A 12,436-nucleotide genomic window follows, 5' to 3' on the forward strand; every position below is an offset into this window, starting at 1 on the left:
GCGCGGCTTTTTAATGCTCTGTAGCAGCGACTTTACGTCGCGTTACAATTAAAATTTGTAGTTGTACTGAGCACCTACTAGAACTGCGTGACCTTTTGATTCATAGTCCCATGAAACATCTTGGCCAACTGATGCAGCTAGGCTGTCTTTTTCAGAGAAGTTTTGTGTTTTACCACGAAGAATACTTACACCTAGGTCAATATTTGAGTTTTCGCTGAATGCGTAGTTACCACCAAATGAGAACCAGAAACGATCTGTATCAGGGATAGAGATTGAAAGGTGAGATTGGTCTGCTGGCGACTCATCGTATGCAATACCTGCACGAAGTAAAAGAGCGTCGCTGTACTGGTAGTCAGTACCGATAGAGTAACGCATTGAATCAGAGAAGTTCTCTTCTTTAGAGAATACAGGTGCTTCTTGACTAGGCGTATAAGCTTCTAATTTTTGGAAGCTATCCCAGCCAGTCCATAAAATGCTGTAGTGCACGCCAAGCTTCTTATCGATTTGGTGTGAACCAGAGAACTCAGCAATGGCTGGTAAGGTTAATTTTAACTCACCCGGAACTTTAGTACCCGCTAAACCGCCAACAGCAGCTGGTAGTTGGTTTGAGTACTCACCTTCAAAGTCGATATCTGTTTCGCTGCGGTAGTTAAAACCAAAACGGTTGTTTTCGTCTAACTGATACATAGCACCAATGTTCCAACCAAAGCCGTAGTCGTCACCTTCAAGGTGAGCGATTTGCGTGCTCGCTGGTAAACCTAATGGGTTTGCACCTGCATTACGCACCACTTTCGCATCAGCATAAACATAGTTTAAACCAAGGCCTAGGCTGAACTGTTCGTTGATTTTGTATGAAGCACTTGCATTCATGTTAACAGTCACGATTTCAGTTTCGCCTGCGATAGAGCCTGCTGCGTAATCGTCTTTAAATTCAGTTGAAAGACCAAAGTTTGAAAAAGCACCAAAGCCTAAAGATACTTTGTCGTTTAATGGCATAGTGAAGTAACCAGCAGGAATAAATGCTGATGGCGCGATGCTATCGTCATCGATAGAGCTTTCATCTAAGCCGTATGCAGCACTTTCACCTTCTAAGCTAACATCTGGAATTACAGCAATACCTGCCACTGAGATTTGCTTGTCTTTAAATAAAGACATAAGTGCAGGGTTACGAGCAACAACTGAGGCATCGTCAGCAACGGCTGCTTCACCAGCGTATGCACGGCCTAAACCTGAAACGTTTTGCTCTGCTAATTGGAAAGCTGCAGCAAAGCTGTCAGCAGAAACAACAGCAAGTGATGCTGCAATTAGTGTTTTTGTGAACTTCATAAATCTGTGTCCTCTTGCAAACTTGTGCGAAAACTAATCCAACAATGAGGGCAACCTATTAGTTAAGCATAAAAGATCAGCACTGTATGTTGGCATTAGATGTTTTATTCTAATGATTATAAACTTTCGAACATTACCTTAATTAAGATCAAAAAACTGTAATTTTTCGTTAGAAATAGGTAAAAAACCCGCATTTTAACAACAAGATAACAACTTATTAAAACTCATCAGATCTCTGATTACAAACCAAACAAACGATATTAATTATCATTTGCATTGACTTATCGCATTTGTAGCTTTAGACTAAAAATAAAAGTTTCTCAGTTGAGTTTGAGTATGGAAATCGCCTTTATTATTGTGGCACTAATGTTATGCGGTGTGAGCGTTCATTATTTTTGTAAAGCAAATTATTGTGCATGTACTAAAGCAGGTGATTGCGACAACCCAGTCAATCACTATTGGTTAGGCGCTATGTTTAGCTCAGTTTTGTCTCTTTTATTGTGTTGCGTAGCCTTACATGTCGAAAAAGGGACGCTATTGTGGTTAGTTTTAATGATAAGTTGTTTTAGTGGGGCATTTATTTCAGCTAAACGCAGCGCCAAAAAACGCTGTGTTAAGTCTAAACAAGCAGATGCTCTTTTAACAAACGAGCCAAATTAAGCTGATAATCTAAGGGTTTAATACTGGCAATAATTTTTAGTTCTTTTTCCACGTTCAAATCGACATCTTTCGCCGTCACGTGGTGCTTATGTTTAGCATTATAAAATACTTTTACTTTTGGTTTGATTGGATTCTCGTGATTCCCTTCCATTACTAACGCTAAACGATCATTATTTAACTTAACAATAGTACCGACAGGGTGTACACCTAGACATTTAATAAAGCGCTGCACTAATTCAGAATCAAACATTTGTTTGTTCGCAAGTAAATAACGCAAAGCCGAAATAGGTTCTTCTCCCATTTGATGAGGCCTATCTGCCGTCATAGCATCATAAACATCAACAATTGCCATCATTCTTGCAGGGCGGCTAAGCTTTTCAGCGGTAATACCGCGTGGATAACCTGTACCATCTAAACGTTCATGATGATTTACTATCATATCAAGCATTAGTGGAGTAATGCCCTTCTCGCCTTTCACTAAACCTAAACTCTGCGCCACATGTTTTTTAACGACTTGCAATTCGTTATCATTCAATGCGCTTGGCTTAGATAAAACACCTTGCGGCATTTTAGCTTGGCCAATATCATGCAGCAAAGCTCCCATCGCCAGTTCTTTGATCGTCTTTTCTTTATAGCCTAAATACTTAGCAAACACACTCACCAAAATCGCAGTGTTGATCATGTGACGCCAGTTATAAATATGTTTATCTTTAAGACGAGTTAAAATAGTTAATGCATTGTGATTTCGAAAAACGGAGCCGACTATATCAACAGCAATGTCGTCAAGCACCGCCATATTCATTTTTAGTCCAGCTGTAATATCGGAATATAAACTTTGTAGCTTACGACTATGCTGCTCATAGTGAACACTAGCTTTTAGAAACTCTTGTTGAACCGTGATCCCTTGCGGCTCTTCATTAGCAGCAGGTTTTTGTTCAACCTTCGGTTTAGCCGGTTCAGGCTTTGGTTGGTATTTTTTAGGGAGTGCAACATCGCTTTGTGTAAAGTCGATGAGTAGCTCTTCAACCCCCTCAGAGATCAGGCGCTGAATAATTGTTTTATCACGCACTAAACCACGTGTTTTGATCTTAATACTATTTACATGCTCTTGTTGCTTACTGACACTGTCAACAAACATCCCTGGAACAAGTTCGGCAATGGGTAAAGTAATAAGCATAGGTAAGCTTAGCGCATATAAACATCGAGTTTTTTATTATCGCTAATTGATTACAAATGTCTATAGATTGAATAACGAATACGAAATAGGTATTAGTCAGAAGGGTAAACTAACGAGTCAAGCAACTCGCTAGATTGTGGTAGTTCAGTCTAAGAGCTGACGGCAGATAGCTGACAGCTCTCTAGCTGTTTATTCCTGAAAGTAAGTGCCCCAGCCGTCGTATTCAACGTCTGTTTGCTGAGCAAGCGCTTCTAACTTGTCTACGTCTTCCATAATGGCTTCTACATCAAGTTCACACTCAACAACCACGTCAAAGCTCCATACTTTCTCGCCGTCTTCTAGCTCAAGTTCAGCTGGTTCTTCAACATCGTAACCTAGTTTAAAAGCGGCTAGAGCTGCTTGCTCTAATTTTTCAAAATTTTCGCTAACAAAGTGGTGTTCCACTTCATAAAGTACTTCAGGATCTGAGCCATCTTCAAGCAATGAAGTAACGATGTCTTCAGTAATTTCGCGCCAATTTTCCATTATTTGTTTCTCACTTGAGCATCTAATTCAGTTATTTTAGCGGCCATAATCTGATGAACATGTGAAGCATGGTCACGAGCAGATACGTCTTTATCAAGATAAATCGGCGCTAACATTTCGAGGTAAATTGTACCATTATCCCAGCGATTTAGCTTAATAGTTTTGTGCGTTGTACTCATACAAACTGGTACAACTGGCACATCAGCACTCATTGCTGTGTGAAATGCCCCGGTTTTAAAGGGTAATAAACCGCGACCATAGCTTCGCGTGCCCTCAGGAAACATCCACACCGACAAGCCTTTTTGTTTTATTTTCTCAGCTGATTTAGAAATTGTGCCCGCCGCTTTTGAGCGGTTAGCACGGTCAATTAAGATATTGCCCGATAACCAATATAGCTGACCAAAAAACGGGATCCATTTGAGGCTTTTTTTACCAAGGCTTACACAGTTCTCTGGCACCATGGCAGGTAAAGTGAATAGGTCATAGTTATTTTGATGATTTGCTACATAGACAGCAGGGCCAATATTTTTTGGAGTCTCGTGATATTTAAGCTCTAGCTTGACACCTAAAATTTTAGCTACCTTGCAAAACCAACCCGCAATAATATGCACGTTATTGGTATGAAATGGCTTCACAATGCATAAAAGCAGCCCAAAAACACAGCTTAAAACAATAAATAACGCCATGAAAATTATGCGAAAAATAGCTAACAAACGAATTCTCCTCGTACTAATCAGCGCGCATTATAACGTGAAAAATAGCATTTCCATAGCTTTAAGCGCACATGTGTACGCTTAAAATTTCATAACGTTTTAACAATAAAAAGGCCTGCAATTGCAGGCCTCTGGTTTTTACTCTGTTACTTCGCTTGGCGACTCATCACTATCATCAGTTTGAGTCACTTCGACTACAGCTTCATCAACTCGCTGTAAGCCTCGGGGTAACTTATTACCTCGTCTACCGCGTTCACCATGGTAGTGCTCAAGATCAGCCGGTTTCAGTGTCAGTTTTCGTTTACCTGCATGCAGGGTTACGCTACTGCCCGCAGGCACCACAGCCAGCACTTTTACAAACTCTTCACGGGCTTGCACTTTCGCACTTGGGATAGAAATAATCTTATTTCCTTTACCTTTACTAAGCTTAGGTAAATCGCGCAGTGGGAATAACAACATGCGGCCTTCGTTAGAAATTGCCATACAGTAATCTGTTGCTACGTCAGTTACTCTAATTGGCGCGAGTAATTCACCGCCTTTAGGAACACTGACCAGCGCTTTACCGTTTTTGTTCTTACTCACCAGATCTTTAAAGTCACTTATAAAGCCATAGCCTGCATCTGAAGCCATTAACAACACTTGGTTGTCTTCTGCCATCACCACATGCTCAAAGTTGGCGCCAGAGCTTAAGTTAAAGCGCCCTGTCATTGGTTCGCCTTGGCTTCGAGCTGAAGGTAAACTATGTGCATCAGTAGCAAAAGCACGACCACTTGAGTCTAAGAACACTGCAGGCTGGTTGCTCTTACCTCGTGCTGAGGCTTTATAGCTGTCGCCTGACTTATAACTCAGCCCTTCAACATCTAAATCATGGCCTTTACCAACTCGTGCCCAGCCTTTTTCAGATAACACAACAGTCACTGATTCTGAAGGGATAAGGTCTTTTTCACTTAGCGCTTTTGCTTCTAAACGTTCAACAACTGGTGAGCGACGATCATCACCATACATTTCAGCCGCTTCTTGGATTTCTTTTTTCATCAACGTCGACATACGACGCTCTGAACCAAGCGTTTGCTCTAACTTGTCACGCTCAAGGGCAAGCTCATCTTGCTCACCTTTAATCTTGAACTCTTCAAGTTTTGCTAAATGACGTAGTTTTAACTCTAAAATCGCTTCCGCTTGAATATCTGTTAAACCAAAACGCTCCATTAAAACAGGCTTTGGTTTATCTTCAGTACGGATAATTTCGATAACTTCATCAATGTTTAAAAAGGCCGTTAATAAACCTTCTAAAATATGTAAGCGTGCTAATACCTTATCTAAACGGTGCTGTAAGCGACGGCGAACCGTTTCACGGCGGAACGTTAACCACTCAGTTAAGATACTACGTAAATCTTTCACTTGCGGACGACCATCAAGACCAAGCATGTTTAAGTTTACGCGGTAGTTCTTTTCTAAATCTGTGGTTGCAAATAGGTGCGCCATTAATGGCTCAGCCTTGATGCGGTTTGAACGCGGTACAATCACGATGCGGGTTGGGTTTTCGTGATCAGATTCGTCACGTAAATCAGCAACCATCGGCAACTTTTTAGCATTCATCTGCGCTGCAATTTGCTCAAGTACTTTTGCACCTGAACACTGATGAGGCAGCGCGGTGATCACGATGTCACCTTGCTCTTCAGTGTAAATTGCACGCATCTTGATAGAACCACGTCCAGTTTGATAAATCTTACGAATATCGTCTTTCGGTGTGATAATCTCAGCTTCTGTTGGGTAGTCAGGCGCATGCACTAACTCAAGCAACTCTTCGATTTCAGTTTTTGGCTTATCAAGTAATAAACAACAGGCACTGGCAACTTCACGCACATTATGTGGTGGAATATCGGTTGCCATACCTACAGCAATACCCGTTACACCATTGAGTAAGATGTGCGGTAAACGCGCAGGTAACACCATTGGCTCATCAAGTGTGCCGTCAAAGTTTGCGGTCCAATCGACAGTGCCTTGACCCAGCTCTTTTAGTAAAACTTCTGAGAACTTAGATAAACGCGCTTCGGTGTAACGCATTGCAGCAAATGACTTAGGATCATCGGCAGCACCCCAGTTACCTTGACCGTCCACCAGCGGGTAGCGGTAAGAAAACGGCTGCGCCATTAACACCATGGCTTCGTAACAAGCACTATCACCATGAGGGTGATATTTACCCAGTACATCACCCACGGTACGGGCTGATTTTTTATATTTTGCTTGCGCCGATAACCCCAGTTCGCTCATTGCATAGATGATACGACGCTGTACAGGCTTTAGACCGTCACCTACATGAGGTAAGGCACGGTCCATAATGACGTACATTGAGTAGTTTAAGTAGGCGTCTTCAGTAAAGCGCCCCATTGTTTGTTGTTCTATGCCTTGCATCAGCAAGGTATCTGTATCACTCATTAACGCTTACCTATTTTTTCTTAGCACTAACGCGATAGATCACATTAGCAAAGTCGTCTGAGATCAATAAGCTGCCATCTGCAAGCTCTGCAAATGCAACTGGGCGACCAAATGTTTCTTCGTTTTGCATAAAGCCTGTGATGAACGGGGTGTACTTAGTAATACGACCTTGTTCAACATTCGCTAGCATCACTTTGTAGCCTGACTTTTTACTGCGGTTCCATGAACCATGCTCAGCAACAAAAAGCTGCTCTTTGAATTTAGCAGGAAACTGCTTACCGTTATAAAAATGAATACCTAAAGGAGCAACATGAGCACCAAGTGCAAGGGCTGGCGATTTGTAGTCAGCAATACTTTTACCTTTACCAAACTCAGGATCTAAAATCGCCCCAGCGTGAACATAAGGGAAACCATAATGCGCACCCTCTTCACCTTCACCAACACGGTTAATTTCACAAGGTGGCATGTCATCGCCCATCATGTCACGGCCGTTATCACTAAACCAAAATGCATTCGTTGTAGGGTGATAATCAAAACCAACTGAGTTACGAACACCTTTGGCGATTGTTTTAATTTCTTTTGTATCAACATCTAACGAGAAGATACGACCATATTTTTCGTCTTCAGCACAAATGTTACATGGTACACCCACTGGCACAATTAACTCACCAGTTGGCGCAAAACTAATGAATTTCCAGCCATGGTGACGATCAGTTGGAAACTTATCGTATACCACGTCGTATTTAGGATCTTTTAAATTTTTATCAACGTCTTTAAAACGGATGATACGTGACACTTCAGCCACATATAGATCACCATCTTTAATCGCTAAACCTGATGGCATTTCAAGACCTGTGGCAATAACCATTTTTCTGTCAGCCACACCATCACTGTTATGGTCAATCAACGCATAAACATTGCCTGCTTTACGTGAGCCTGCGTAAACAATACCTCTTTTTGATACCGCAATTTGACGTGCATTTTCTACATCATCAGCAAACAGGCTAATAGAAAACCCATCAGCAACTGTTAACTTATCAAGAATATCTTTTGCCATTGCAGGCGCTGATAACAAGCTCAGCGACAATAATGAGGTCAGTAGTTTTTTCATTTTTTCTTGCCCTTTAATTCGTTGCTAGCAACTAGGTTGCTACACCTTTAACTAAACTTCTGCGCGGTTACCGTGATCTTCTAACCACTGACGACGATCTGACGAACGTTTCTTTGCAAGAAGCATATCCATCATTTCCATGGTTTGCTCTTCTTCATCTAAGGTTAATTGCACTAAACGACGCGTATTAGGATCCATCGTGGTTTCGCGTAATTGTAACGGGTTCATTTCACCTAACCCTTTGAAGCGTTGAACATTAACCTTACCGCGTTTTTTCTCAGCTTCAATGCGCGCTAAAATACCGTTCTTTTCGTCTTCATCAAGGGCGTAGTAAACCTCTTTACCAATGTCGATACGAAATAGCGGCGGCATAGCTACATACACATGGCCTTGTTTAATAAGCGATGGAAAGTGACGAACAAACAGCGCACAAAGCAAGGTAGCAATGTGTAATCCATCTGAGTCAGCATCGGCCAAGATACAAATCTTGTTATAACGCAGACCAGATAAATCACTTGAATCAGGGTCAATACCCAAAGCGACAGAAATATCATGTACCTCTTGCGATGCTAAAATCTGCCCAGATTCAACTTCCCAGGTATTTAAGATTTTACCGCGCAGCGGCATGATTGCTTGGAATTCACGGTCACGTGCTTGTTTTGCTGAACCACCTGCTGAATCACCCTCTACTAAAAACAGTTCAGTACGGTCATTATCTTGGGCACTGCAATCCGTTAATTTACCCGGTAATGCAGGGCCTGAGGTAACACGCTTACGCACAACTTTTTTAGCAGCACGTAAACGGCGCTGCGCATTTGAGATACATAACTCAGCTAATAATTCTGCCGTTTCTGTATGCTCGTTTAACCATAAACTAAATGAGTCTTTTACCACACCTGATACAAACGCAGCGCATGAGCGAGAAGACAGCTTTTCTTTTGTTTGGCCAGCAAACTGTGGGTCTTGCATTTTAACCGACAATACGTAGCTACAACGCTCCCAAATATCATCTGGTGTTAGCTTTACACCACGTGGTAATAGGTTTCTAAATTCACAAAATTCACGCATTGCTTCAAGCAAGCCTTGGCGTAAACCATTAACGTGTGTACCACCTTGTGCAGTAGGAATTAAGTTTACATAACTTTCAGCGATTGATTCACCGCCTTCAGGTAGCCAAACAACCGCCCAGTCAGCGCCTTCGGTTGAACTTGAAAAGTCACCAATAAACGGCTCTTTTGGTAATACTTCAAAGCCTTTGACTGCTTCAACTAGGTAATCTTTTAAGCCTGTTTCGTAATACCACTCTTGGCTTTCTTTGGTTTGCTTGTTAGTAAACTTAATGCGCAAGCCTGGGCACAATACCGCTTTGGCTTTTAATAAGTGATTAAGCTTAGTAATTGAAAAGTTAGCTGAGTCAAAATAGCTCGCATCAGGCCAAAAACGTACAGTTGTCCCTGTGTTACGTTTACCCACACTACCAATGACGTTTAGATCTTCAACCTTGTCACCGTTTTCAAAAGCCATACGAAATTGCTGCGCATCACGGCGCACAGTCACTTCAACACGAGTCGATAGCGCATTTACAACCGAAATACCTACCCCGTGTAAACCACCTGAGAACTGATAGTTTTTATTAGAGAACTTACCACCGGCGTGCAGCTTGGTAAAAATAAGTTCCACACCCGGGATACCTTCTTCAGGGTGAATATCAATCGGCATACCACGGCCATCATCGATAACCTCAAGAGAGTTATCTTCATGAAGGATGACATCTATTTTAGTGGCATGGCCTGCCATTGCTTCATCGACACTGTTATCGATAACTTCTTGACCTAAATGATTAGGTCGAACCGTGTCGGTATACATACCTGGGCGGCGTTTTACGGGCTCTAATCCGTTTAAGACTTCAATTGCTTCGGCGTTATAATTTTGCTGACTCATAGTTTTTATATCTTTTATGCGCTTAGCTATGTTTTACGTGATTTTAAGAAAATCTACAATACTTGCAAAGGTTTGTTCGAAGCCGATAAAACTATGATCGCCTCCAAATTCAACGTGTTGCTTACACTGAGAATAATATTTAACCGCCTGCTGAAATGGCAGTACTTCATCGCCCGTTTGCTGTAGCAAATAAATCAATGAAGGGGTGTCTAATTGCGGCAAATATAAACTGCGCAATGCATCCATGTGACGAGTACCAAGTTCATAATGACTATCTTGATACGGGTTATAATTTTCCCCTAAATAGTTACCGAGTAACTCAAATGGGCGAACCGCAGGGTTAATGACTACCGCGGGTATTGAATAACGTTGCGACAAATAGGTCGCATAAAAACCACCTAATGAACTACCTAGTAATACAGTATCATCATTTAGCAGTTGTTCTAATTGTAAAATTGCATGTAATGGCTCATGAGTTAATCGCGGCACCTGATAATCGACATCAAATTGCGCCATGTGCTCACCAAAACGAACAGCTTTGTAAGATTGCTCAGAGCTATTAAAGCCATGAATATAAATTACTCGTTTAGCCATACTACATCCGTGGTTAGCAGTAAGCTTTGTTGCTCATCAATTATTAAGTCGATGAGTCGAAATGCGGGGCCCAAATCTTCTTGCTGCCACGCCATCGTGTGTTTGCTAAATTGTATTGAGCAGGCCGGTGTCGCATACACACTAAGGTTACGGTAATTTTGCGTGTACTCATGATGCACATGACCATGGAACACGCCTACACACTGCTCAGTATTGACGCAGGTATTTAAAAATTGCGGGCCATTTTCTAGCATATGTTTATCTAGATAGGCTTGAATAGGCAGCGGGTTATGATGACAAAACACCACACTTTGAACCTGCCCTACCGCTTGGCTTAATTCATCTAAATGCGTTTGTGTTACCCAGCCGGCCGGCGTCGGGCCTTTTGAGTTAGCTAACAGCAACTGCCCACCTAAAAAGGTAATGCGTTTATTGTTTAAAATTTGCGGGCTTATAAGCTTTTCATATTCAGCAAGTTCATCATGATTACCCGGCAGCCAAAACACCGGACAACTGAGCGCTGAGTCTGCTATTAATTTAGCAAAAAGCTGATAAGAATCGTTGCTGTGATCTTGTGTTAAATCTCCACCAAATACCACACAATCCACATCTAATTCAGCAATCGCTTCTAAACAGCGTGAAAAATACGCTGCCGTATTCACGCTAAAGTATTCACCATGGATGTCTTTTGATAAGTGGCAATCAGTGATGTGGGCAACTTTCAGTGCTGTTTTATCAAAATGGAAGGCGTCACTAAACCAAGCCATTATTTACATCCCAATTTAAAACTGCTCGGCCGTTTTCAACACAAGCCACCAGCCAGTCATACAAAAAGGCGTTAAGCTGATATTTTTCATCTTTTTGGTGCATATTCGGATTAGGGTAAGCATAGGAAGGCTTGATGCGCTGATGAAAATCATGATGCACGATTTCGGCTACTTTCGCATCATGATACATGCGCACAGTTAAATACAAAGGCTTAACCGAAGGCAAATGACCGGCTTCTTGTCTGATAGAAATATCTGTGGTGTATTTTGCTGTATCGTCAACTTTAACCGCAAAAGTGCTGTGCCCTAATTGCACTTTACGTTCCTGACCTATACGTCGCTCATTAGGTAATAGTTTTAGCGCACGCACGTAATTATGCTCACACAAAGTTAAGTACTTAGGTAAGCTTTGAATATAACGCTGCTGGGCACTGACGTACGACAAAATAATCCCCTATGAGTTTTTCCAATCAGACAGTATACGTTGCTTATTCAGTGCTAACCACTGTAATGAGATAACTGTCGCTGCATTATCTATTTCACCCTGTTCTAGGCGCAGCATAGCTTCATCATATGACATTACATGAGTTTTGATATCTTCATCTTCATTATCAAGGCCAAAAATACCGCCTTGATACCCTGCTAAGTCAGTGCGCGCTAAATATAAATACAAACGTTCAGTGGTGCCGCCGGGGCTTGAAAGATACGACATCATAAATTCCAGCTCGTTAAGCTCAATACCGGCTTCTTCGAATGCTTCACGTTTGGCAACATCTTCATAATCAGTACTGCCATCAGCCATGCCTGCAATACACTCAAGTAACCAAGGTGACTGCTTTGATGCGAGTGCCCCGATTCTAATTTGTTCAATTAATAAAACTTGGTCAGTTTTAGGGTCATAAGGAAGTACAGCAACAGCATGGCCGCGCTCTAAAATTTCACGTTTAACTTCTACTGATTTACCACCCGCAAACAAGGCATGATGAAAGCGATAGATATTAATTTTAAAGAAACCATTATAAACACGCTCAATTGGCTTTAACTCTATGTCATCATGGTTAAATTGTGAGATTGCTGATATTTTCATCCTTTATTTCCTTTACACTGCAAGCAAAAATTACGACCAATTATATTCTGTTACACTTGGACATGCAGATTTACGTAATTTTTTTTTGGTTATTCATTA

General features: G+C 41.6%; 12 protein-coding genes. 1 reads left to right on the forward strand and 11 read right to left on the reverse strand.

Translation table 11 applies throughout. From position 1 onward, the window contains the following. Nucleotides 1-48 precede the first annotated feature (48 nt). Nucleotides 49-1,326, reverse strand: coding sequence for an outer membrane protein transport protein (locus IRQ78_RS09480; protein ID WP_054552641.1), 1,278 nt, complete (start codon nucleotides 1,324-1,326; stop codon nucleotides 49-51). 336 nt (nucleotides 1,327-1,662) lie between these two features. Here IRQ78_RS09480 and IRQ78_RS20585 point away from each other — a divergent pair, with 336 nt between their 5' ends. Next, a complete protein-coding gene (locus IRQ78_RS20585; protein WP_054552642.1) occupies nucleotides 1,663-1,986 on the forward strand; it encodes a hypothetical protein in 324 nt (107 codons plus the stop codon). Here IRQ78_RS20585 and IRQ78_RS09485 read toward each other — a convergent pair. From IRQ78_RS09485 to IRQ78_RS09530, 10 genes are all read right to left on the reverse strand, one after another. Next, on the reverse strand, nucleotides 1,946-3,163 hold the full coding sequence (locus IRQ78_RS09485) for an HD-GYP domain-containing protein (RefSeq protein ID WP_194441903.1): 1,218 nt from the start codon (nucleotides 3,161-3,163) through the stop codon (nucleotides 1,946-1,948). The genes IRQ78_RS20585 and IRQ78_RS09485 overlap by 41 nt on opposite strands. Nucleotides 3,164-3,352: 189 nt before the next feature. Then, nucleotides 3,353-3,688, reverse strand: a complete 336-nt coding sequence (gene rraB, locus IRQ78_RS09490) for a ribonuclease E inhibitor RraB (protein ID WP_054552644.1) — start codon at nucleotides 3,686-3,688, stop codon at nucleotides 3,353-3,355. Further along, entirely contained in the window at nucleotides 3,688-4,374 is a 687-nt protein-coding gene (locus IRQ78_RS09495) for a 1-acylglycerol-3-phosphate O-acyltransferase (protein ID WP_082389235.1), read from the reverse strand. Before IRQ78_RS09495 ends, rraB begins: the two co-directional genes overlap by 1 nt. Nucleotides 4,375-4,539: 165 nt before the next feature. Then, nucleotides 4,540-6,837, reverse strand: coding sequence for a DNA topoisomerase IV subunit A (gene parC, locus IRQ78_RS09500; protein ID WP_054552646.1), 2,298 nt, complete (start codon nucleotides 6,835-6,837; stop codon nucleotides 4,540-4,542). A gap of 10 nt (nucleotides 6,838-6,847) precedes the next feature. Then, nucleotides 6,848-7,948, reverse strand: coding sequence for a PQQ-dependent sugar dehydrogenase (locus IRQ78_RS09505; RefSeq protein ID WP_138616282.1), 1,101 nt, complete (start codon nucleotides 7,946-7,948; stop codon nucleotides 6,848-6,850). Nucleotides 7,949-7,999: 51 nt separating this feature from the next. Then, nucleotides 8,000-9,889, reverse strand: coding sequence for a DNA topoisomerase IV subunit B (parE, locus tag IRQ78_RS09510; protein WP_138616280.1), 1,890 nt, complete (start codon nucleotides 9,887-9,889; stop codon nucleotides 8,000-8,002). Nucleotides 9,890-9,922: 33 nt separating this feature from the next. Next, on the reverse strand, nucleotides 9,923-10,483 hold the full coding sequence (locus IRQ78_RS09515) for a YqiA/YcfP family alpha/beta fold hydrolase (protein ID WP_054552649.1): 561 nt from the start codon (nucleotides 10,481-10,483) through the stop codon (nucleotides 9,923-9,925). Next, on the reverse strand, nucleotides 10,468-11,250 hold the full coding sequence (locus tag IRQ78_RS09520; protein ID WP_054552650.1) for a metallophosphoesterase: 783 nt from the start codon (nucleotides 11,248-11,250) through the stop codon (nucleotides 10,468-10,470). Before IRQ78_RS09520 ends, IRQ78_RS09515 begins: the two co-directional genes overlap by 16 nt. Then, the gene (locus IRQ78_RS09525; RefSeq protein ID WP_138598894.1) at nucleotides 11,237-11,695 is read right to left on the reverse strand and encodes a DUF1249 domain-containing protein; all 459 of its coding nucleotides are present in this window, start codon (nucleotides 11,693-11,695) and stop codon (nucleotides 11,237-11,239) included. Before IRQ78_RS09525 ends, IRQ78_RS09520 begins: the two co-directional genes overlap by 14 nt. Before the next feature lie 9 nt (nucleotides 11,696-11,704). Beyond that, entirely contained in the window at nucleotides 11,705-12,337 is a 633-nt protein-coding gene (locus tag IRQ78_RS09530) for an NUDIX domain-containing protein (protein ID WP_054552652.1), read from the reverse strand. Nucleotides 12,338-12,436 lie beyond the last annotated feature (99 nt).

The organism is Pseudoalteromonas simplex, from assembly GCF_015278155.1.
Classification (GTDB): Bacteria; Pseudomonadota; Gammaproteobacteria; order Enterobacterales; family Alteromonadaceae; genus Pseudoalteromonas; species Pseudoalteromonas simplex.

Excerpts from the sequence above, each read along its gene's own strand:
- IRQ78_RS09480 (WP_054552641.1), bottom strand. The coding sequence starts at position 1,326 with ATGAAGTTCACAAAAACACTAATTGCAGCATCACTTGCTGTTGTTTCT.
- IRQ78_RS20585 (WP_054552642.1), top strand. The coding sequence starts at position 1,663 with ATGGAAATCGCCTTTATTATTGTGGCACTAATGTTATGCGGTGTGAGC.
- IRQ78_RS09485 (WP_194441903.1), bottom strand. The coding sequence starts at position 3,163 with ATGCTTATTACTTTACCCATTGCCGAACTTGTTCCAGGGATGTTTGTT.
- rraB (WP_054552644.1), bottom strand. The coding sequence starts at position 3,688 with ATGGAAAATTGGCGCGAAATTACTGAAGACATCGTTACTTCATTGCTT.
- IRQ78_RS09495 (WP_082389235.1), bottom strand. The coding sequence starts at position 4,374 with ATGGCGTTATTTATTGTTTTAAGCTGTGTTTTTGGGCTGCTTTTATGC.
- parC (WP_054552646.1), bottom strand. The coding sequence starts at position 6,837 with ATGAGTGATACAGATACCTTGCTGATGCAAGGCATAGAACAACAAACA.
- IRQ78_RS09505 (WP_138616282.1), bottom strand. The coding sequence starts at position 7,948 with ATGAAAAAACTACTGACCTCATTATTGTCGCTGAGCTTGTTATCAGCG.
- parE (WP_138616280.1), bottom strand. The coding sequence starts at position 9,889 with ATGAGTCAGCAAAATTATAACGCCGAAGCAATTGAAGTCTTAAACGGA.
- IRQ78_RS09515 (WP_054552649.1), bottom strand. The coding sequence starts at position 10,483 with ATGGCTAAACGAGTAATTTATATTCATGGCTTTAATAGCTCTGAGCAA.
- IRQ78_RS09520 (WP_054552650.1), bottom strand. The coding sequence starts at position 11,250 with ATGGCTTGGTTTAGTGACGCCTTCCATTTTGATAAAACAGCACTGAAA.
- IRQ78_RS09530 (WP_054552652.1), bottom strand. The coding sequence starts at position 12,337 with ATGAAAATATCAGCAATCTCACAATTTAACCATGATGACATAGAGTTA.